At 39.5% G+C, this 21,109-nt stretch carries 20 protein-coding genes and 1 pseudogene; 9 read left to right on the top strand and 12 right to left on the bottom strand.

Translation table 11 applies throughout. From position 1 onward, the window contains the following. Positions 1 to 864, top strand: a complete 864-nt coding sequence (locus CYP26_RS01695) for a VIT1/CCC1 transporter family protein (protein WP_103630129.1) — start codon at positions 1 to 3, stop codon at positions 862 to 864. Here CYP26_RS01695 and ribD read toward each other — a convergent pair. From ribD to CYP26_RS01640, 10 genes are all read right to left on the bottom strand, one after another. Then, entirely contained in the window at positions 861 to 1,922 is a 1,062-nt protein-coding gene (gene ribD / locus CYP26_RS01690) for a bifunctional diaminohydroxyphosphoribosylaminopyrimidine deaminase/5-amino-6-(5-phosphoribosylamino)uracil reductase RibD (RefSeq protein ID WP_103630128.1), read from the bottom strand. The two genes, CYP26_RS01695 and ribD, sit on opposite strands and share 4 nt — an antisense overlap. A gap of 53 nt (positions 1,923 to 1,975) precedes the next feature. Continuing rightward, positions 1,976 to 3,625, bottom strand: a complete 1,650-nt coding sequence (locus CYP26_RS01685; RefSeq protein WP_103630127.1) for a formate--tetrahydrofolate ligase — start codon at positions 3,623 to 3,625, stop codon at positions 1,976 to 1,978. A gap of 1 nt (position 3,626) precedes the next feature. Then, positions 3,627 to 4,043 (bottom strand): ribosome maturation factor RimP, encoded by a 417-nt coding sequence (gene rimP, locus CYP26_RS01680; protein ID WP_103624995.1) that lies wholly within the window; start codon positions 4,041 to 4,043, stop codon positions 3,627 to 3,629. Then, positions 4,036 to 4,401, bottom strand: a complete 366-nt coding sequence (gene rbfA, locus CYP26_RS01675) for a 30S ribosome-binding factor RbfA (RefSeq protein ID WP_004317240.1) — start codon at positions 4,399 to 4,401, stop codon at positions 4,036 to 4,038. Before rbfA ends, rimP begins: the two co-directional genes overlap by 8 nt. Continuing rightward, complete coding sequence (gene infB / locus CYP26_RS01670; protein ID WP_103630126.1) at positions 4,398 to 7,055, bottom strand: translation initiation factor IF-2; 2,658 nt, start codon at positions 7,053 to 7,055, stop codon at positions 4,398 to 4,400. The genes rbfA and infB overlap by 4 nt, the downstream gene beginning before the upstream one ends. A 262-nt stretch (positions 7,056 to 7,317) precedes the next feature. Beyond that, positions 7,318 to 8,202, bottom strand: coding sequence for a homoserine kinase (gene thrB / locus CYP26_RS01660; protein ID WP_103630125.1), 885 nt, complete (start codon positions 8,200 to 8,202; stop codon positions 7,318 to 7,320). Between the two features lie 8 nt (positions 8,203 to 8,210). Then, complete coding sequence (locus CYP26_RS01655; RefSeq protein ID WP_087582679.1) at positions 8,211 to 8,573, bottom strand: glycoprotease; 363 nt, start codon at positions 8,571 to 8,573, stop codon at positions 8,211 to 8,213. Between the two features lie 80 nt (positions 8,574 to 8,653). Beyond that, positions 8,654 to 9,538 carry a UDP-3-O-acyl-N-acetylglucosamine deacetylase gene (gene lpxC / locus CYP26_RS01650; protein ID WP_004317248.1) on the bottom strand — a complete coding sequence of 295 codons (885 nt, stop codon included), beginning with the start codon at positions 9,536 to 9,538 and terminating at the stop codon, positions 8,654 to 8,656. Positions 9,539 to 9,598: 60 nt separating this feature from the next. Continuing rightward, entirely contained in the window at positions 9,599 to 10,969 is a 1,371-nt protein-coding gene (locus tag CYP26_RS01645) for a M23 family metallopeptidase (protein ID WP_004317224.1), read from the bottom strand. A gap of 61 nt (positions 10,970 to 11,030) precedes the next feature. After that, positions 11,031 to 11,861, bottom strand: a complete 831-nt coding sequence (locus CYP26_RS01640; RefSeq protein WP_103630124.1) for a prephenate dehydrogenase — start codon at positions 11,859 to 11,861, stop codon at positions 11,031 to 11,033. 89 nt (positions 11,862 to 11,950) lie between these two features. Between CYP26_RS01640 and bamA the strand changes: the two genes are divergently transcribed. The 7 genes from bamA (at position 11,951) to recO (ending at position 18,622) form a co-directional block, all read left to right on the top strand. Continuing rightward, entirely contained in the window at positions 11,951 to 14,206 is a 2,256-nt protein-coding gene (gene bamA / locus CYP26_RS01635) for an outer membrane protein assembly factor BamA (RefSeq protein WP_021087566.1), read from the top strand. A gap of 129 nt (positions 14,207 to 14,335) precedes the next feature. Beyond that, a complete protein-coding gene (gene accD / locus CYP26_RS01630) occupies positions 14,336 to 15,253 on the top strand; it encodes an acetyl-CoA carboxylase, carboxyltransferase subunit beta (protein WP_103630155.1) in 918 nt (305 codons plus the stop codon). Positions 15,254 to 15,255: 2 nt separating this feature from the next. Continuing rightward, positions 15,256 to 15,711: a 23S rRNA (pseudouridine(1915)-N(3))-methyltransferase RlmH gene (locus CYP26_RS01625; protein WP_009294328.1), complete on the top strand. Its 456-nt coding sequence runs from the start codon at positions 15,256 to 15,258 to the stop codon at positions 15,709 to 15,711. 11 nt (positions 15,712 to 15,722) lie between these two features. Continuing rightward, on the top strand, positions 15,723 to 16,079 hold the full coding sequence (gene dksA, locus CYP26_RS01620; protein ID WP_103630123.1) for an RNA polymerase-binding protein DksA: 357 nt from the start codon (positions 15,723 to 15,725) through the stop codon (positions 16,077 to 16,079). Positions 16,080 to 16,088: 9 nt separating this feature from the next. After that, positions 16,089 to 17,087 carry a uroporphyrinogen III synthase HEM4 gene (locus CYP26_RS01615; RefSeq protein WP_103599559.1) on the top strand — a complete coding sequence of 333 codons (999 nt, stop codon included), beginning with the start codon at positions 16,089 to 16,091 and terminating at the stop codon, positions 17,085 to 17,087. Then, entirely contained in the window at positions 17,084 to 18,007 is a 924-nt protein-coding gene (locus CYP26_RS01610; RefSeq protein WP_103630122.1) for a tRNA dihydrouridine synthase, read from the top strand. The genes CYP26_RS01615 and CYP26_RS01610 overlap by 4 nt, the downstream gene beginning before the upstream one ends. Continuing rightward, on the top strand, positions 18,008 to 18,622 hold the full coding sequence (recO, locus tag CYP26_RS01605) for a recombination protein RecO (protein WP_103630121.1): 615 nt from the start codon (positions 18,008 to 18,010) through the stop codon (positions 18,620 to 18,622). On the opposite strand, the gene CYP26_RS01600 is transcribed toward recO, so the two are convergent. After that, entirely contained in the window at positions 18,619 to 19,767 is a 1,149-nt protein-coding gene (locus tag CYP26_RS01600) for a Cj0814 family flagellar-dependent secreted protein (RefSeq protein WP_103630120.1), read from the bottom strand. The two genes, recO and CYP26_RS01600, sit on opposite strands and share 4 nt — an antisense overlap. Before the next feature lie 135 nt (positions 19,768 to 19,902). Here CYP26_RS01600 and CYP26_RS01595 point away from each other — a divergent pair, with 135 nt between their 5' ends. After that, positions 19,903 to 20,946, top strand: coding sequence for a Cj0814 family flagellar-dependent secreted protein (locus CYP26_RS01595; protein WP_103630119.1), 1,044 nt, complete (start codon positions 19,903 to 19,905; stop codon positions 20,944 to 20,946). A gap of 34 nt (positions 20,947 to 20,980) precedes the next feature. Here CYP26_RS01595 and CYP26_RS10405 read toward each other — a convergent pair. Then, positions 20,981 to 21,109, bottom strand: a pseudogene (locus CYP26_RS10405) (cell surface protein); the annotation flags it as partial.

The raw sequence follows: 21,109 nt of genomic DNA, 5'->3' as shown, positions 1-21,109 counted from the left end.
ATGTTAGACAAAAAACGTGCCTTAAAACAATTACAAAACGAAGCAGACGATACTGCTATATACTCACTTCTTGAAGCTAGCGAAAAAGACAATGAGAATAAAAAAATACTTCGCAAATTAGTCACCGAAGAGAGACGTCATTATGCTTTTTGCCAAAAGATAACTGGTGAAAGCAGAAGTGCAAATTTATTTAAAGTCATTTTCTATACGATACTTGTTAAAATTTTTGGCACATCTTTTACCCTAAAATTTATGGAGTCGCGCGAAGAAAATGCGGAGAAATTTTATCTTGACATCGTAGATGAATATCCTGAAGCTCGTGATATTTATGAAGAGGAGATGAACCATGAAAATAGTCTAATCTCCATGTTAAAAGACACAAAACTCGTAAATGCTGGTGGCATCGTGCTTGGCATGAATGATGCTTTAGTTGAGCTAACAGGCACACTTAGCGGCATTGCGCTTGCTTTTTCAAATACAAAATCAGTTGGCGCAACAGGCCTTATCATGGGCGTAGCAGCTGCACTTTCTATGGCTGGCTCAGCATATCTTGAGTCAAAAGAAAATCCAAGCGACGAGATCAAACCGCTTACTTACTCGCTCTACACAGGCGGTTCATACATCATAACAACGGCATTTTTGATACTTCCATTTTTCATCTTTACAAGCGGTCTTTACGCCGTTTTGTCGATGTTTTTCTTTGCTTTAGTTGCCATCATCACTTACAACTTTTACATAAGCGTGGCAAAGGAGCTTAAATTTTTACCAAGAGTGGTTGAGATGTGCATGATAACTTTTGGCGTTGCGATCATATCTTTTGGCATCGGCTTTTTAGTTAAACACTATTTTGGACTAGATATTTAATCCAAAATTTCATACCAAGTGTAGCTATCATCTCCGAAATTTCCACTAAAAAGCGGTTTTAGATTTAGATCAAGCCTTAAATTTTCACCATTTTTAAAATTTGAGCTTTGATAGATAAGTAGCCACTTTACATTTGCTAGCTTGCCCTCTTTTGCGAGCTTTAAAAACTCACCAGCTCCTTCAAACATGGTAAGACCTTTTAGATCAAGCTCTTTTTGAATGCTGACTTTTCGACCTGGCACGCTAAAAAGTGGCAATGTTTCATCAAATTTATCACTTCTTGAGTAGATTATGACATCTGGATTTTTACCGCCACTTACTAGCCTGCTATCAAGCTTTGGGCGGTCTGTCCGCACTGTGTTACCACCGATCACCAATGCATCTATGACGCTTCTAAGTTTATGGACGTGAGTTCTGCTAAGCTCATTTGTGATGATGCCGCCACTTACCACGCCGTTTTTACTAAGAGCTATTTTTAAAAAGCTAAATCCACCACTTTGATATGCCAAAAATGGCTCAAGAAGCTTATCACAGCACTCTTTTAAAATGCCAAATTTAACTCTCACTCCAGCACTTTGCAGCAAATTTGTGCCACCACTTGCTATTTTATTTTCATCACGGCTGCCAATTATGACCTCGCTAAAGCCAAGCTCTTTTAGCAAATTTGCACAAGGTGGCGTTTTACCGTGGTGCGAGCAAGGCTCAAGTGTGACATAGGCTTTTGCATTTTTTAATAAATTTGAGTGGTTGTTTAGTATAAATTCATAGGTAAATTTTGGCTCTAAAAGGCCAAATTCGCCATCTTTTATATCGGAGCTAAATTTAGCATTATACGCTTTTATAAAATCATCTTTAAATTTTTCACTTTTTTTACAAAGCGCAAAGAGTATCGCTGTCGGTTCAGCGTGTAAATATCCAGCCTTTTCATGAGCCTTGCAAGATAAAATTTGCCCATTTTCATCAAGAATAAGGCATCCAACGGCTGGATTTGGGTAGGTCAGGATCTGAAATTTCCAAGCCTCACTTAAAGCAAGACCCATGTAAAATTCGTCGTTCATCCATGCTCTTTAAATTTAAACACACCAGCGTTTGCCAGTGTGTTTTCATAAATTTACGACAAGCCGTCGATCTTGCCCTCTGCGTCTATCTTCATATTGACCGCAGCTGGCACTTTTGGAAGTCCTGGCATAAGCATGATCTTGCCGCAAACCGCGACGATAAAGCCAGCTCCCGTTCTAATATCAAGGTCTTTTACGCTAAATGTAAAGCCCTTTGCCCTACCCAAAAGCTTCGCATCATCGCTAAATGAGTACTGTGTTTTTGCGATACAAACTGGCAAATGGCTCAAATTTAGCTCTTTTATCATCTCGATCTTTTTAAGAGCAGCCTCTTCAAAGACCACCTCGCCAGCTCCATAAATTTCCTTAGCGACCTTTTCTATTTTAGTTTTCGTATCGTCGCCCATCTCATAGGTGAAATTTATCTTGCTTGGCTTGTCGCACGCTTTTAAAACTAGCTCAGCTAGCTCAAGCGCACCTTTGCCACCTTTTACAAAATTCTCGCAAACTGCCACTTCTACGCCAAGCTCACGGCAGTACTCTTTTACAAAATTTATCTCTTCATCAGTGTCAAAGCCAAATTTATTAAGCGCCACAACTACGTTTTGACCAAATTTGACTTTTAAATTTTCGATGTGTCCGCCAAGGTTTTCGATGCCTTTTTTAAGGGCATTCATATCTGGTTTTGTGATCTCATCTTTATTTGCTTCGCCGTTATATTTTAGCGATCTAATCGTACTTACAAGCACCACAGCGCTTGGTTTGATGTCAGCAACCCTGCACTTTATATCTAAAAATTTCTCCGCTCCAAGCTCCGAGCCAAAGCCAGCTTCAGTGATGACGTAGTCAGCTAAATTTAGAGCTGTTTTTGTTGCGATGACCGAGTTGCAGCCGTGTGCGATGTTTGCAAATGGGCCGCCATGCACGAGTGTAGGAGTATGTTCAAGTGTTTGAAATAAATTTGGCTTGATCGCATCTTTTAAAAGTATGCAAACAGCATCCTCGCAGCCTAGATCACGCACGTAGATAGGCTTTTTATCGCTATCATAGGCGACCATGATGTTTGCCACGCGCTCTTTTAGATCAGAAAGGCTTGTAGCTAGACAAAGCACGGCCATGATCTCGCTTGCAGCGGTGATGTTAAAGCCATCTTCTCTTGGCATGCCATCAGTCCTGCCGCCCTGACCAACGGTGATAAATCTTAGCGCGCGGTCGTTCATATCCATACAGCGCTTCCATAAAATTTTCTCTATTTTTAGTGGGTTTTCTTGATAGAGGCTATTATCTATCATCGCTGAAATTAGGTTATTTGCCGATGTTATCGCATGAAAATCGCCAGTGAAGTGTAAATTTAGATCCTCCATCGGCGCAAGCTGCGAGTAGCCACCACCTGCTGCTCCACCCTTTATGCCAAAAACTGGCCCAAGAGATGGCTCGCGAAGTGCTAGGCAGACCTTTTTATTAAGTAAATTTAGTGCGTCAGCTAGACCGATCGACATAGTCGTTTTGCCTTCGCCGTATGGGGTTGGATTAGTCGCGGTGACTAAGATGAGCTTTGAGTTTGATGGCTCAAGTCTAGGGGAAATTTTAGCCTTAAATTTGCCGTAAAGCTCAAGCTCATCTTCGTTTAAGCCTAATCTTGCGGCAACTTTACTGATGTGTTCTAACTTCGTTTGGTGAGTTATCTCGATGTCGCTTAGCATTTTACCACTCCAAATATGTTTTTGCTTTTTTTATCTCACTGATGTTGATCTCAAAAATTCCCTCTTCGTTTTCTACTGCGATGCTCTCTTCGTCCGCTTTTACAAGCCTTCCTGCAAATTTCTCAGCCTCGGTTTGAACTTTAACTAGCTCACCAACGCTCGCTTTAAAATGCGAAGGCTTGCTAAGCTTTCTCTCAAGGCCAGGTGAGCTAACCTCAAGGTTATAATCTCCACTAACTGGCGGTGTCACGTCAAAGATAGGCGAGAGCAGACGGCTCACTTTTTCGCAGTCATCAAGGCTAACTCCGCCATTTTTTGTGATATAAACTCTAAAAATAGCTCTGCCATTTTCATTTGCGATCTCGCTATCGTAAAGCTCAACGCCGCATTCGCGTACTAGTTTGTCTAAATTATCCATTTTTGTTTAAATCCTTTGAAATTTTATCAAACAACTTATCCATATGGTTTTGATATTCTAATCTATCATCAAATTTAAAGTGAAAATTTGGACATCTATACCAGCCCTCAGCTGCCATGCAGTGGTTTTGCAAGTGCCTGCAAACGCGCTTTAAATGCCCCAAAATATACTCTTGCTCGCGCTCGTCAAACATCATCTTGTCAAGATAGACAAAGGCGTCGTATCTGCCCTTTTTGCACTCGACGTCAGTGACGCAAAGCCCCTTTAAAATGCTATCTTCAAGAGTGGCTAAAGCCTCTGGTATGAGCTCTTTTAGCACGCTCTCTGTTCTCATACGCTTTATTTCGTTAGCGTTCATAGAGTAGCTTTCTCCTTGACTTCTTTGAAGCTTTCGATGTAGTCATTTTCTCTGATGTCGTTGAAATTTTCGATACCAACGCCACACTCGTAGCCTTTAGCAACCTCTTTGACGTCATCTTTGAAGCGTTTTAGTGAGCTAACTAAGCCCTCATAAACGACCACACCTTCTCTAATAAGACGAATTTTTGCCCCTCTATTTATCGTGCCCTCAGTGACGATACATCCAGCGATAGTGCCAACTTTTGGCACATGGATCACTTGGCGAACCTGAGCTTGACCAAGCTGCTCTTCTCTGATGATCGGCGACATTAGTCCGCCCAAAATCGCCTTCACATCGTCGATTAGGTTATAAATAACGTTGTAAGTTTTTATCTCGACGCCACTCTCTTTTGCCTTCTCTTTTATCTCGCCAGTTGGTCTGATGTTAAAGCCAAGGATGATACAGTCGTTGCTTGCGCTTGCAAGCGCAACGTCGCTTTGCGTGATACCGCCAACGCCTGAGTGGATCACATTTACTCTGATCTCGTCATTTGCTAGTTTTTCTAGGCTCGCTTTTAGCGCCTCGAGTGATCCGCCAACGTCAGCTTTGATGATGACCGGAAGTGTTTTTAGCTCGCCCTCAGCGATCTTAGCACTAAGCTCATCGATACTAACTTTCGTGCTCTTGCTAAGCTCTTTTTGGCGGATATACTCAGCCTTTTTCTGTGCGTACTCACGAGCTTCTTTATCAGTTTTTACGCCTATTAGCGTCTCGCCAGCCTCCGCTATCTCGCTAAGACCCACTATCACGCCACATTCGCCTGGCTTTATCTCTTTTAATGGCCTACCCTGATCATCAAGCAAGCTTCTTATCTTACCGTATGCAACTCCAGCTACAACGGTATCTCCGACATGAAGCGTGCCGTTTTCAACGATGATGGTAGCTACTGGACCACGGCCCTTTTGAAGTGAGCTCTCGATGACAGTAGCCTTTGCGTTTGCCTTTGGATTTGCCTTTAGCTCCAGAAGATCAGCTTGCAAAAGTACGATCTCAAGTAGATCATCTATGCCCATGCCTGTTTTTGCAGAGATCGGCACAAATTCATACTTGCCACCCCACTCTGTTGGCATGATGTCAAGCTCAGCAAGACCGGTTTTTACTAGATCAGGATTTGCTGACTCTTTATCCATTTTATTTATTGCGATGATTATTGGCACGCCAGCGGCTTTTGCGTGGCTAACTGCCTCTTTTGTCTGTGGTTTTACGCCGTCATCTGCTGCAACAACGATGATAACTATATCAGTTACACCAGCGCCCCTTGCACGCATAGCCGTAAATGCCTCGTGGCCTGGAGTGTCGATAAATGTGATGTTTTTGCCGTTTTTATTTACCATATAAGCACCAACGTGCTGTGTGATACCGCCAGCCTCGCCTGCTGCTACGCGAGACTTTCTTATGTAGTCAAGTAGCGAGGTTTTGCCGTGGTCTACGTGACCCATGATGGTTATGACTGGTGCTCTTGGCTGGAGATTTTCATCATCTTTTATCTCCTCTTCATAGGCTGCAACGTAGTCAAATTCTTTTTGATCATCGATGATATTTACCTCGACATTGAACTCATCAGCCAAAATTTCTATCGCATCTTCATCCAAAAAGTCGTTTTTAGTTGTCATCATACCAAGCATAAATAGCTTGCCTATGACCTCGCTAGGCTGTTTGTTTAGCTTTTCAGCAAATTCGTAAACGCGAATTTCTTTTGGGATATTTATCGAAGTTACAGCTTCGCTGTTTTGTTTATTTTCAGGCTTTTTGTGTTTTTTTCTAGCTCTTCTTTGTATGCCGCCTTCGCCAAATGAATTTATCGTGTTATTGACGGTTGTTTTCATCGCATTTGGCTGTTTTGTCCTTTGCATAGGAGCTGGTGCTGGTGTTTTGAAGCTAAAATCAGGCAACACCACCACATCTTCATCTTCAAGCACGATGTCACCAAAGTCGCTTCCACCAAGCAAGTCCATCTTCTCGGCGTTATCTTTTTTACTTACGACTGTTATCTTTTTCTCTTTTTTCTTTTTTCTAGCCAAATTTTCATCGCTAGCAGAGAACATACTCTTAAAATCACTAATGTTAGTAACAGCCGCCTCAGCCTTTTTCTCCTCTTTTACTAGAGCTGGCGCCTCATAATCTTTTTTCTTTTTAACTATCACAAGGCCGCGTCTTTTTTGGGTCACATCAGCCAAACTCTCTTTTGGTTTTGGTGCTTCAGCTGGCTTTTGCTCAACCTTTACTGACTCTTCTTTTTTAGGCTCAGTTTTAGGTTTATCCTCTGAAATTTGCACCTCTTTTTTAGGCTCAGTCTTCGCCTTTTCAGGCTTTGACTCAGCCTTAGCAGCTGCCTTTTTAGGCTCAGTTTTAGGCTTTTCTTCTTTTTTAGCTGGCTCTTTTTCTGCCTCTTTTTTAGGCTCTTTTTTTGCTTTTGGCTCGCTCTTTTTCTTTTTAAATTTCTCTGGTATTACACCAGTTTGAACGTACTCATATATTGCTTCAGCCTCTTCAAGGCTCACAGCATTTGAGTGAGTTTTGACCTTTAGGCCTAGTTCTTGAGCTTTTTCGACTATCTCTTTACTTGGGTAGCCAAGCTCATTTGCGATCTCTGAAATCCTAACATTGCTCATTTAAGAGTATCTCCTTTAACTTCGGTGCGTCAAGTCCGAGGGCACCTTTAGTTTGTTTATCAATTATTTTTTTTAAAATTTTGTCGTCTTTTTGCAAACAGCCATCACACAGATAGAAACTGCGACCATTTCCTTTGCCGCACTCCAAATTCTTGCCTACCAAGCGGTATCTTTTTAGCAAGTTTTGAGAAAATTTGACTTTGCAAGCGACGCATGTCCTTACTGGATTATTTTTATTCATTATACCTTTTTAAACTTGTTTCTAGCTTTGCGTGATTTCGTATCCATCGTTATCAAATGAAAAAATTTCCACTCTAAAATCACTAAATTTACTCTTTAAAACATCTTGTAAATTTTTAGCGTCGTCTTTATATGCGATGTTTAAAAAGCTTGAGCCTGAGCCTGAAAGTGTGCTCATTAGCGATCCATTTTCATAAGCTACCTTTCGCACCTCAAAAAGCTCTTCTAACGCGCTCATTCTGCGCTCTTCGTGCATCATGTCCTCACTTGCTACCCTTAAAAGATCATATCTTTTTTCATAAAAACAAGATGTCAAAAATGCAGCGTGAGAGAGGTTATTTACGCACTCTTTAATGGTGTAGTTTTTTGGTAAAATTTGTCTTGATGATGCCGTGCTCATCGGCTTATTTGGGATGACAACAACCGCTTTTATATCATCGCTTAAATTTATTTTATTTGCATAGACACTGCCATTTTTCACGATCGCGCTAATAAATCCGCCGTGAACTGCTGGCGAGATATTGTCTGGATGGGTTTCATAGATGATCGCTTTATTTAAAACGACGCTTTTACTAGCCTTAAACCCAGCCATCTCGTAAGCTGAAGCGATAGCACCGACTATCACTGCAGAGCTGCTGCCAAGCCCTCTTGAAAATGGGATATTGTTTTCAAAAACGACTCTAAAATTTTCATTTTTGCCGGTTAGCTCTAAAAAAATTTCATTAAAAATGCTTAGAAAAATGTTGTTTCTTTTTAAATTTGTGCTATCACTTCCCTCGCCATTTATAGAGACTGAGCTAAATTTAGATGGTTCGATCTTTACGCTATTAAAAAGCTTTAAACTAAGTCCTAAAGCGTCAAAACCAGGTCCTAAATTTGCACTTGTGGCAGGGATTAAGATATTCAAATTTTCTCCTAAACAGCTTGAATGATATAATTTGGAAGTGTATCTGAATTTAGTTTTAATTCATCTAAATTTAAAGGCAACACAAATCTCACTGGCTCAACTTTTTCAAGCGAAATTTCACCATTTTTCAAGACAAAGCTTAAATTTTTATTTGCCCTGATCGCTTGGCCGCCATTTAGACTAAAGCCACTAACCGCGTAAAATTCACAGCCCTTTGCCAAAGAAAAAGTCTTTAAGATGACGTAGGCCACCTTTAGCCCCATAAAACTGCCTGGCGTGTTTGCGTAGATGATCTTTGTGATGTTAAATTTAGAGGATAAATTTTCTAGGATTTTTATCAGAGCTTCGCTGACATGTTCGTCAGTTGTGATCTCATCAAATTTTACGCCATCTTTATAGACTCCAACTAAAAGTGGAGTCGATAAAGAGACTACTAAAATTTCAATATTTTTTATGCAAATACCTTTTGATACTCTTTTAAAAGCTCGCCACTAAGCGTTGCGATCTCATAATTTTTCTCATCTGCCATTAAAGCAAGTGTTAGTTTGTGGTTTAGATCGTGGCTACCCGCAAATGCTGTGTAATCCCCAAGTAAAGGTGCTCCAAGCAAGCTCAAATCACCAACTGCGTCTAAAATTTTATGTCTTACAAACTCATTTTCAAATCTCAAACCCTCTGGGTTTAAAATATGCGTATCATCGATAGCCACGGCATTATCAAGCGATGCACCAAGGGCTAAATTTTGAGCTTGCAAGCGTTGCAAATCTTTTAAAAAGCCAAAAGTTCTAGCACGAGCGATATTTTTTACAAATGAGCTCTTGCTAAATTCAAAAACATATCTTTGCTCGCCGATAACTGGGTGGTCAAATTTGATCGTATAGTCAAATTTTGGATTTCTTGAAGGCGAAGTTCGCACAAATTTTGACCCCTCAACCACCTCGACCTCGCGGCGGACAAGGATGACTTTTTTACCAGCGTCAAGATGTCTTATACCAGCTTCATCAAGCAACATACAAAAGCTTATCGCACTGCCGTCCATGACAGGAATTTCATTTGCATCAACTGAAATTCTAATATTATCAATGCCGTATCCATTTACAGCTGCCATTAGGTGCTCTATCGTGCTGATAAAGCCCTTTTCGTTGCCAACGACGGTTGCCATTTGCGTATTTATAACGTTTTTAGGCTCAGCTTTAAAACTAATACCAAGATCTTCGCGGTGCAAAATAATACCTGAATTTGCATCAAGAGGTTCTAGTATAAGTCTTATCGGCTCACCCTTATGAAGCCCTATACCAACGGTCTCAACGCGTCTTGCGATAGTAGTTTGTTTCAAAAATTTTCCTTATATTTTTTTGTTCGCTTATGATAGCACTAAAAAATCAAATTTGCAAATTTAATTCTTATCTATCATCGCCTTTGCGGCATCCAAGACACTTGTCACATTGTCTTTTATCCACTTTTTATCCATCCATTGTTGAGGTCTTACCTCTTCGCCTTGGACCAAAATTCCAAAGTGAAGGTGATCTCCAAGCGCAAGACCGCTCGTTCCAGTTGTGCCTATTTGATCGCCAGCAGCAACCATGTCGCCCTCTTTTACCTTCGCACTTGAGCAGTGACCATAGAGCGAATAAAGTCCAAACCCATGATCGATCACAATGTTTAAACCATAAATTCCATTCTCAGATGCTAGCACAACGCGGCCTGCATTGCTGGCTATTATCGGAGCTGATGCCACGCTTGCAAAGTCAATACCCATGTGCCATGACTCACTTACTTGCTCATTATTATATGTATAGAAGCGGTGGTCGGCAAAATCAGCTACTTTCTTGCCATTTCTAAGCGGGTAAAATGGAATTATATTAAAGCCATTTGTGATGTCGGTATCGACATTTGAAGTAAGTGCTGTTATCTTCTCTTCGTTTGAATTTCTTAGTGTTTCATTGACAAATTTCATCTTCTCAAGCCTTGAAAGAGCGTTTGGATCTTTGGCGTATTGATCTGTTAGATCAACGATCTTTCCGTCTAAAAATCTATCATTTAAAGCAATGGTTGAAGTTTTGTATTTTACATTTTCATAAAAATATCTCACGTGAGATTTGCTCTCATTGCCCGCAAAGTCTCTTGCGATGACCTCAGCGCTAAAGTTTTCAACTTGCACTGGCCAAGCAACAAGTGCTGCATAAAAGCCCTCTTTGTAAAATGGCACAGCCTTAAATTTCTTACCAAAATTTGTCTGGACATAAACCTCTTTTAGCTGATTATCAGTCGCTCTAAAGACGACAACTGCACTACCGCCTTTTGAGATAGAGTAAGACTGAGAAAGCACATAAAGATCAGGCTTTGAGGTGTCGAGCACAACCTCAACTTTTTTGCTTGCTTTATTGCCAGTAAAAAAGCCCCATTTGCTAGTATCGACCGCTTCTATGCTCATCTCATAAGTATCTTTTTGAGCAAAGAATCCAGTCTTTGGGAAGGTTAAATTTACATCAAGCTCAGTGCTTGGATTTTGTATGATTTGATTTAGTAAATTTAGGTCATTTTTGCCGTCATTTATGCTAATGCGCACAAATTTTATGCCGCTGTCATCTTTAAATTTGATATTCATAGGCGAGCGAAGGTTCCAATAAACCTTATCAGCAACGCCGATAATTGGCTCATTTCGCTCAAAGTCTTTTGACATCAAAGCATAACCAAAGCCACCAGCCAATATCAAAACAAGTAAAACCACAACAATGCCAAAACCACCTATTCCACGTCTATACATATATTATTACCTTAAATTTTATTTGCGAAATTTTACATATAATCAATAAATTTTTAGTTAATTACAAAATTTCTCTTACAGCTCTAGCTTCGCTCATCCAATCAAAAAGCTCATCCCAGCGCTCGTCTTTTATAAGATCTTTGCATAAATTTAGCTCTTTTTCAAACATATTTATCGCGGCAACGACATTGTCTTTATTTTGCTTAAATATATCGCTCCACATAAATGGCGAGCTCTTTGCAACACGTATCATACCCTTAAATGTCGGTCCGCCAAGTGCAACGATGTGCCTTTTATCCTCTTCTTTTAAGATCCCGCTAGCAAGCGAAAATGCAATAGCATGAGGCAGATGCGAGATGAGACCCACGTGATGATCATGCTCTTTTGCACTCATGAAAATGATCTTCATGCCAAGGCAAGAAAATAGCTCAACGCTTCTTTTTACATGTTTTTCTGCACTCTCAGCAAAGTCACAAACTATGACAGTTGCGCCTGTGTAAAGTGACTTAAAGGCAGCCTCAGGACCAGAGTACTCAGTACCTGCCATCGGGTGAGCTGGGATGAAATTTTTACGAATTTTTTCTGGCACGGCTTCTATTATCTTTTGCTTTGTCGAGCCAAAGTCGATGATCGTCGTATCTTCACTAATGTCAGTTAAATTTTGCACGATGCTTACGATAGCCTCAACTGGAACAGCCAAAAAGATGATGTCACACTTCTTTTTCATCTCATCAATGCTTAAAATTTCATGTACCAGTCCAAGCTCGAGTGCTTTTTTGCTGTGATTTTCATCTTTATCATATCCGCTGACACATGAGATCAGCTTCTCATCTTTTAATGCAAGACCAAGCGAGCCGCCCATAAGACCAAGTCCGATGATACCTATTTTCATAAAAAACCTTTAAAATTATAAAATTTAAATTTTTTAAAAATAAAATATGATATTATACGCACTTATACTAAAACTCTAGGTTAAATTTAATGAAAAAGAAATTATTTTTACTAGCACTAGCTTTAAGCGGTCTAAATGCGCAAACGATTCAGTCAATAAATTTCAAAGGTCTAATCCACCTTTCACCTGATGTAGCCACTCAGATAATGGGACTAAAAGTCGGTCAAGAGCTAACTCCAAAGCTTAGCGATAAGGCTATCACAAATTTATACAAGCAAAATTATTTTGATGATATCTACATAGAAGATACAGGTAATGGCAATCTTTTAGTAAAAGTAAAAGAGAAGCCAAGCGTAGCTAGAGTCGATCTAAAGGGTGTTGTGACAAACGACAAAACTGCGATCGAATCGCTAATCAACATAAAACCTGGCAATATGTATGATGAGCTAACTATAGAAAAAACAAAAGAGAGAATTCGCCAGTATTACGAGTCAAAAGGCTATTTTGACACAGTTGTCGACGTAGAAAAACAGCCAGTTGCAGACAACGACAGCTCACTTTTCATCACTCTAAACATAAACCGCGGCGAAAATATGATAATCAAAAAGGTAAATTTAGTCGGGGCAAAAGAATTTGACTATGACGATATCGAGCCAGTAGTCGCAAACAAAAGTAGAGAATTTATGGGCTGGCTTTGGGGTAGAAACGACGGAAAAGTTAAACTTTTTGAGCTTGAAAACGACCCAGCAAGGATTCAAGATAAGTACTTTCAAAAAGGCTACCTAGACGCGACAGTTTCGTCACCTTACCTAAATGCGTCATTTGATAACTACACAGCTGATCTTACCTACTACATCCACGAGGGCGAGCCTTATAAGGTTTCAAATGTAAGCATCACAGCGCCTGAAGAGCTAGGACTTGATACTAAAAAGATCATAGATGATTTTAGACTTGAAGCTGGCGATACGATGAACTCAGCAAGACTTCGCCAAGATATGAAAAAGCTTGACGATATGGTCGCTGACAAGGGATATGCATTTGTTAAGGTCTATCCAAAGACTGATAAATTTGATGAAAATAAAACAGTTGATATCGACTACGAAGTAGATCCTGGCGAAAAAGTATATATAAGAAATGTTCAAATTTCAGGAAACGATAGAACAGTCGATCGTGTCGTAAGACGTGAGCTATATCTAACTGAGGGAAATTTATATAGTAGAACCGACCTTCAAGACTCAAAAGATGCATTAAAAAGAACAAGTTACTTTGACGATGTCGAGATAGAAGAGGACCCGGTTGATAAAAATACAGTCGATCTAAAAGTAAAGGTAAAAGAGGCCTCAACTGGCTCAATAAGTGGCGGTATCGGATACGGAAGTAGCGATGGCTTGCTACTTAACGCTGCACTTTCTGACACAAACATCTTTGGCTCTGGTCTTCAAGGACAAGTAAGTGTAGATAAGAGTGATAGAGAGCTTTCAGGTCAGATAAGTCTTACAAATCCAAGAATTTTTGACTCAGAGTATAGCCTTGGCGGAACACTCTATGCAAATGACTATGACTGGAGAACATATAAAGAGAGAAGCTATGGCTTTAGCACAACACTAGGTAGAAAATTAACCAGAAATTTAAGCGCATCACTTACTTATAATATCGAGCAAAGTAAAGTTACTCTAAAAGATGACGAACTAAGAAATATAAATAAAGACACAGGCAAAGAAATTTATAGAGAAGGCAAGGCTATAAAAAGCGCTATAACTCCGGCTTTGACATATAACAGCACTGATGACTACTACTTGCCAAGACGCGGTATCATAGCTAGCACATCATTTGAGATAGCAGGACTTGGTGGTGATATGGATTTTGTTAAAAACCGCACAAATTTCAACTACTATCTAGGTCTTAGAGAGTACATAGACTACGATCTTATCCTAAGATATAAAGCAAGCTTTGGCAAAATTTGGGAGAGAGGCTATACTCCGATCAACGAAAGACTTTACCTTGGTGGCATAAGAAGCTTACGTGGTTATGAGAGCAGAACCGTATCTCCAAAAGTAAAATACAAAGGTGACTACTATGAATACGGCGGCGAAACATCATTTAACAACTCAGTTGAGATGAGCTTCCCTATAATAGAGCGTGTCAAAATGCGTGGCGTTGTATTTTATGACTATGGCATGATCGGCGAAAATAGCCTAAATGAGATAAAAAGATCATCAGTTGGCACAGGTATCGAGTGGATAACACCGATCGGACCACTTCAACTAATCTTCGCAAAAGCTCTTAAACCTAAAGAGGGCGATGATACAAATACATTTGAATTTACTATCGGAAGACGCTTCTAATAAAATACTTTTAAGGGGCTAGTTTGCCCCTTAAATCCCCCGCAAACAAACAAACTTTAAGTCATATAAGAAAAAGCAAGGCTAACATTAGATATAATCCCACAATTTTTAATATAAGTGGGTAAAAAGATGAATTTCTCAGACATTTTTTCAAAGATAAGAAAAGCTCAACCTCGTCCAGAAGAAGCACCTACACACTGGGTAAAATGCGACAACTGCCACTCACTGATGTATTACAAAGAAGTTGAAGCTTGTTTTAATGTATGCCCAAAATGTGGCTACCACATGAGATTAAAAGCTGATGATCGCATAAATTTAATCTGCGATGAAGGTAGCTTTGTAGAATTTGACGCAAATTTAAAACCAGTAGATCCTTTAAATTTTGTCGATAAAAAATCATACAAAAAAAGAATTACAGAAAATAAAGAAAAAACAGGACACACAAGCTCAGTGATATGCGGCGAAGGCAAATGCAACGGACAAGAAATTCAGCTAGTTGTTTTTGACTTTGGCTTTATGGGCGGCTCACTAGCTTCAGTCGAGGGCGAAAAGATTGTAAGAGCGATAAAACGCGCGATCGAAAAACGCCAAGCCTTGATCATCGTAAGCGCATCTGGTGGCGCTAGAATGCAAGAGAGCACATTTTCTTTGATGCAGATGTCAAAGACTTCAGCAGCCCTAAAACTTCTTGATGAAGCAAGACTGCCATATATTTCTATACTTACAGATCCTACGATGGGCGGCGTTAGTGCATCGTTTGCATGGCTTGGAGATCTAATAATCGCTGAACCTGGCGCGCTAATAGGCTTTGCAGGGCAAAGGGTCATCAAACAAACCATAGGCGCTGATCTTCCAGAGGGCTTTCAAAGGGCTGAGTTTTTGCTTGAACATGGTCTTATAGATGACATCGTACCAAGAAGCGAGCACAAAAAATATATAAGCGATATGGTTAAATTTCTTACAAACAACAAAGCTATGATCTCTAAAAGCGAAGTAACTACTCCTAGCGAAGCTGGCTTTGAACTAAAGCTAAAAACCAAAGGGTAAGTTTGGAAATTTCGGTTTTTAGCATTCAAAAATCATCGCGTGACAACTTTGAAAACGAGATACAAGAATATATAAAAATGAGTGCAAAATTTGCCAAGATAAACGACAAAATAATATTTAATGAAAAGATAGCAAAGGCTCAAAGCAGTGGCAGAAGCGATGCGCTAAGAGCTTACGATGAAATTTACGAGCCAAATTTAAAAGGCTTTTGCGTGATGCTTGATGAAAATGGCTCACAGCTTGACAGCCAAGAATTTGCTCAAATTTTAAACTCAAATTCACAGATCAATTTTTTCATAGGTGGAGCTTATGGGCTTAGCCAAAATTTAAAAAACAAGGCACAAAAAGTCGTAAGCTTAAGCAAGATGACTATGGCGCACAAAGTCGCCAAACTCGTACTTTTTGAGCAAATTTTTAGAGGGCTTTGTATCAATGCAAACCACCCATATCACAAATAAAGGAATATAAAATGACTCAAAACGAGCTAAATTTTTTCAAAAAACTACTTGAAGATAGAAAGTTACAAATCAAAAAAAATATTTATGACTCATCAGTTGAAGTAAGCGGCCTAAGAGATAGTGGAGTAAGCGATGAATTTGACATCGCTTCAGTAAATACCGACCAGCTTATAGAGCAGTCTATATCAACCCAGCAAAGAGCCGAGCTTCACGAGATCGACGAGGCGCTTGAGAAGATATCAAACAAGACTTATGGAATTTGTGACATGTGTGAAGAGGAGATCGGCGTCCCTCGCCTAAAAGTAAAACCGCATGCAAAATACTGCATAGCTTGTCGTGAGATAATAGAAAAAACAGCAAAAAACTAAGGAGAAAATATGAAAACCAGAAAATTTCTCGTCTACTGCATCATCTACACAGCAGTTGTTGCAGGACTTACCTATTCTCTTAATAGTTCAGACTTCACCTTTGAGCTCTTAGGTCAAGCCATAACCTTGCCAGTAGCTGTCTGGGTGGCACTTCCAGTAGCCATTTTGGCACTCCTTGCCCTACTTCACATCGCATATCATGGATACGCCTTTTATAGATATAAAAAATGGATCAAAAAAGATAGCCAACTCTACAAAGACCTTGCAAAAGAGACGCTTCTTGGCTTTGAGAGCAACAAAGACTTCAAAACCGACACTTACAAGATCGCCTCACAGCTCACTCGCTCTATCTCACCAGTAGGCGAGCTTAAGGACGTTGGCGTTGATGACGGCGAGATAAACAACATCTTACAAACCATAAAAAGCATAAAAAACAAAGAGATCGTCGATCTAAAAAAATTTAGACTAGCAAAAGATAGCAAACTAAACATCCTAAACGAGCTAAACAAGATCGAGCAGATGCCTACTTACTATCTTGATGTGCTTAAAAATCAAGAGCAAAACGATAGCCTTAAAAAGGCAGCCTTCGATAAGCTCATAAAAACAGCTTCATTTAATGAGATCAAAAAAATCGATCCAGAGCTAGCAAGCGAAGATATAATGACCATTATCACGCGTTTCGTAAATGATGAGATCGACCTAAGCAGCGATGAAATTTTTGATCTTTTAAACAACGCAAAAGTAACAAAAGCACAATACGACAAAGCAGCTATAATGCTTAAAAATAAGCTAAAACCAGACGCATTTATCGGCATCTTTGAGAAGCTAAAAAGCATCCATGCTGACGCTGATGAAGCCTACGTATATGCGCTATTTGAGCTTCAGATGCTTGATAAAGTAAGAGAAGCTATCGAGGGCAGCGACCCAGATGAGTTTAAAGAGATAAAGGTTTTACTATTTTTGCGAGATAACGGCAAAATGGTGCCTAGCTCGCTATTTTTTAAATGATAGACTTTAGTAAAAAGCCACTTTTCTTAGCGCCACTTGCTGGTTTTTCTGACCTGCCATTACGAAGCGTCGTCAAGAAATTTGGCTGCGATGTCACTGTCAGTGAGATGATCAGCGCAAATGCCTTGGTCTATGAGAGCAGTGACAAAACCCTTGAAATGCTTAAAAAATCCCCAAACGAAGAGCCCTACGTCGTCCAAATAGCTGGTAGCGATATAGAAAATATAAAAAAAGCCGTGCAGATAGTCAATAAATTTGATGGAATTTATGGGCTCGATCTAAACTGCGGCTGCCCTGTGCCAAAGGTCGTTAGACAAGGCGCGGGATCTGCGTTACTAAACGATCTTGACAAACTTCAAAGTATAATCGAAGCCATAAAAAGCGTCTCAAACAAAGAGAGCCTAAGCGTTAAATTTAGACTTGGCTTTAACGACAAAAATGAAGAGAAAATCGCAAAAGCCTGCGAAGAAGCTGGCGCAGACTACATCGCAGTACATGGTCGCACCAGAGCCGGTGGATACAGCGCAAAGGTTGATTATGAAGCGATCGCTAGAGTAAAGGCGAGCGTGAAAATCCCAGTCGTTGCAAATGGCGATATAAACGCGAAAAATGCAGATGAAATTTTAAATCTCACAAAATGCGACGCCCTAATGATCGGCAGAGCAAGTATAGGCAATCCTTGGATATTTCACGAGATAAAGACCAAAAGTAGCGTGGATAAGGCACTAAAACAAGAGATCATCCTAGCTCACTTCGACGCTATGATCGAGCACTACGGCGAGCACGGACTTTGCATCTTTAGAAAGCACCTCCACCAATACAGCAAGGGCATAGATGGCGCTACGAGCTTTAGAAATGAGGTAAATTTCATCAAAGACGCCCGCGTGATGAGAGAACGCATAAGGGAGTTTTTTGCCTAGATGCAAGGCTACATCCTGCGCGTGCAAAAGGTCAGAGACGAGGACCTTTTAGTCTTTGTGCTAACGCCAAATTTGCTCGTAAAGTCATATAGATTTTTTGGCGCTCGCCACTCAAACATCATGACTGGCTACAAGATCGACTTTGAGCTCGAGCAAGAGGCTAAGTTTCTACCAAAGCTTAGAAGCATACTCCACCTTGGCTTTAAATGGCTGCTAGAGCGCGACAAACTCATCATTTGGCAGCAGTTTATGCGCCTACTTTATGATCATCTAAAAGAGGTCGAGCAGCTAGATGAAATTTATTTTAGCGAGCTTGATCGCTGCGCCAAACAGATGCAGCTGCAAAATCCAAAGCGCCTTATCATCGAAAGCTACGTCAAAATTTTAGAGTATGAAGGCAGGCTTCACAGCGAGCTTGAGTGCTTTATCTGCGACGAGGAGATAGAAAGCGAGCTTTGCTTAACTCGTGGCTTTTTACCATCACACAAACACTGCCTTGATAGGAGCGAATTTGACGCTGGCAAGATCAAAAATTTGTTTGATACAAAAAGCACGATCGAGCTAAATGACGATGAGATAAACCACCTTTATAAAATTTTACTTGACGGACTTTAGGCTTTTACCTTCGTCCTCTCATCAAATTCTTTTAAAACATCCATTATCTTACTTGCTAGCCCCTCAAGTGTGTGATCTTTTTTAAGCTCTAAATTTCTAAGCTTTAAAATCCTAGCTAGTATATCTTTTAGATCTTTCTTGCCAGATAGTATCTCATCATAATAAGCCTTTGGTATGCCTATTTCACTTCTATCTTGTTTTGTAAGTATTAATGAACTTTTATACACACTAAGAGCCTCGTCAGTTATCCTTGTTGTGCCACCTTGTAGCACAAGACCTTGCTCGTTTTTTAAAAATGCTACAAAGATTTGCTCCTTTGTATAACCTTGTTCGTTATCATATACAGACATATCAGGTTTAAAGTCATATCCAGCACTACTAACCCACATATAAGGGATAGTATGCTCAGTTGTCATCACTTCTGGAGAAAAGTCAAGGAAATTTCCATTGACTTCTACATTTATATCACTTAGATCATCCCACAGTCTATGTGCATCGTCTGCCTCTTGGGCTGTCCTAAAGATATGAGTTATCTTCTCATTGCTTCTATCGGTTAGTCCATCTAGCTCATCGCTAGTCATCCTGTCCATTAGGTATTCATAATGCTCTATTTTTTTATCTTTTGAAAAGTAGCCCTTTGGCATCTTTGCCAGATCTTCATTTGAGTAAAATTCTTTACCCTTGCTAATAACTCCAGCTGAAATTTGATCAAAAATTTTATAGTATTGCTTTATAGTGTCTGCTAGATCGATATTTGCAAAGCTATCCTCTCCAAATAGCACATTATCTTTTTTTGTATTCATTGAAAAATTTGTAAAGTTTGGATGTTTTTGATTGTGTAGCACTATCGCATCAAGTGTGCTTTTGTGGATTTTAAAGTCCTGTGGCAGACCTGCAGCTTTGTTAAAGTCAGCTCCCATAAATCCTTTAGCATCTACACTATATCCGTAACCCTCTTGTGAAGTAAATTTGGCCTGGTAAAGAGAGTCGATACTGCTAGATAAAACAAAGTCATTTTTAGGAGTAGTGGTTTGGCTGATAGAATTTATATTTGGAGTGTTAGGTAAGAAGCTTGCAAAGCCTTCGTTTTTTGTCTGTTTTTGGTAGTGCTGTTTTGTTAAGATGGAGTTATAAGAGACTTTCATAGCTTACTCCTTGAAATTTAGCTTCAAAGAGTAAGCAAAAGTTGTGCCGAAAATTTCCTTCTTATCTATCTTTTGCAAATCAAATCACTGGAACACCTTTTGCTTTAAACATAAAAGAAGCTAGGAGGTCAAACCGTGAATGATATTAGCATCTTAAGCACAAATGTAAATTCATATATCAAGCAACAACACAAGCAAAATAGATCTGCAAATTTTAGTGATGTTTTTAACCAAAAAACCAAAGAAAAGAGTAGTGAGCCAAGCCAAGAGCCTGCTAAATTTACCTATGTCTATTCTTCACAAAACGGCCTCATCTCTTTAAATTTCAGTGATCTTCAAGCTTATGGCTACACAGTGGATAAAGCAGGCTTTATGGGAGCTGATTTTAACAAAGCTGCAGGTTTGCCACAAGACTTTAAAATCCACAAAAGCACGCTTGATGAGATAGTTAGATACAACAACAAAGCATATCTCTTTACGCAAGATAGAAGCAAGGCTGTCTTTGAAAAGATAGACGTAGCTGATACCACAAGACACTACTATAACCTTTTTAAAAGCATTGTAGGGGACGAGAAAGATAGATATAGCGAAGCTGATCTAGCAAATTTGCCAAAAGGCTTTAGCATGGATACTAACCAAAAAACCTTTGGTAAAAATGCAAATTTTTTAAAAGATGTGAGCCTAATATCTGTTACAAATGCATATAAAACATTTGATCAAATTAACGATGCAAAAAGCGTTAGAGATGAGCTTAGAGGCTTTGGAGTAAGCCACGAGGTCTATGAGCTAAATTTTAGCAAAGAATATCTTGACGCAAGAGCCAGCGACGAATATACATTTAACCCTGATATGTCAGTATATCAAGCAGATGATACTTATAGCAATGCTGGTGTGTTTGTGGGATTTTTAAAGAGTTTTAGCCCTATCGCTAGTGATAGTGGCGAGACGAAGCTTAGTGTGGAGGCAAGCTCTTACTCAAAGCTAATGAACGAGCAAAGCTTGACTGATGATATAGTGCCTCTCTCAAGGCTTTTAAAAAATGAGAAGATGATCAAATTTATTTTAGAAGAGCTACTAAAAAGAAATTTACTCACTTCAAAAGATGGCAAAAGCGCAAGCGAGATAGTAGATAGTGTGCTAGCTCATGCCACAAAGCTTCAAAATGAGACAAAAGTTTAAATAGATAAATTTAAAAGGTGGCTATCTTCATTTATTAAGCCATCTTATTTAAAATTTGCTTCTTATCTATCTTTTGCATAAGCTCTAAGACGTCTATGCCTCTTTTTTCTTTGAAATTTAAAAGCTCTCTTGCATAGAGAAATTTCTGATCCTTGTTTATATC

Source organism: Campylobacter concisus (genome assembly GCF_002913225.1).
GTDB classification, from domain to species: Bacteria; Campylobacterota; Campylobacteria; order Campylobacterales; family Campylobacteraceae; genus Campylobacter_A; species Campylobacter_A concisus_J.
The sequence above is the reverse complement of the archived record's forward strand: the minus strand, read 5'-3'. Positions and strand labels throughout refer to the sequence as shown.